Source organism: Crystallibacter degradans, from assembly GCF_012952295.1.
GTDB classification, from domain to species: domain Bacteria; phylum Actinomycetota; class Actinomycetes; order Actinomycetales; family Micrococcaceae; genus Crystallibacter; species Crystallibacter degradans.
Genome location: NZ_JABBCH010000070.1, coordinates 1 through 899 on the forward strand (window position 1 = coordinate 1; position 899 = coordinate 899).

At 65.7% G+C, this 899-nt stretch carries 1 protein-coding gene; it reads left to right on the plus strand.

What is annotated here, in order from left to right:
• Window positions 1-137: 137 nt before the first annotated feature.
• Window positions 138-899 (plus strand): ISL3 family transposase (locus tag HGO92_RS23145; protein ID WP_169999104.1); only part of this gene is annotated, 762 nt, incomplete at its 3' end.

Sequence of the window (899 nt, forward strand, 5' to 3'; positions counted from 1 at the left end):
CCGGCTCTTCAGAATTGAGAGTGTAATCGGCGCTGCCGCGTGAGAAGTCCGGGGCGGGGAGGTTGTTTCGGCTGGGGTGAGGGCCTTGGGAGAGAATCGGATTGTCTAGATCGTGATTTTTCTACCGCAAGGCCCTCGTGTTTAACGCTACCTTCCAAAGCCCTGACCTGACCACATTCTGCCGCCTCGACGGACTCGGACTCGAAGTGACCGGGCAGCATGTCCGCCCGGGCCGCGCCGTCCTTGCCTGCCGTGTTGTTGATCCTGATGACTGGTGCCGGAAGTGCGGGTGCCAGGGCGTTCCCCGTGACACGGTGACCCGTCGGCTGGGCCATGAACCCTTCGGGTGGCGGCCGACCACACTGCTGGTCAGCATCCGCCGCTACCGCTGCGCCGGGTGCGGGCACGTCTGGCGGCAGGATACTTCCAAGGCTGCCGAGCCGCGGGCGAAACTCTCCCGCCGGGGGCTGCGCTGGGCGTTGGAAGGCGTCGTCTGCCAGCACCTCACGGTCGCCCGGATCGCCGAAGGACTCGGCGTCACCTGGAATACCGCGAACAAGGCCGTCCTGGCCGAAGGACGGAGGGTCTTGATCGATGATCCGCACCGCTTCGACGGGGTCAAGGTCATTGGTGTTGATGAGCATGTGTGGCGGCACTCCCGCCGCGGAGACAAGTACGTCACCGTCATCATTGACCTGACCCCAATCCGCGATGGCACGGGCCCGTCCCGCCTGCTGGGCATGGTCGAGGGCCGCTCGAAACAAGCCTTCGCGACCTGGCTCCAGGAACGCCCCCAAGAATGGCGGGACGGGGTTGAGGTCGTGGCCATGGACGGGTTCTCCGGGTTCAAGAGCGCCGCGGCCGAGGAACTCCCCGACGCGGTCCCGGTGATGGATCCC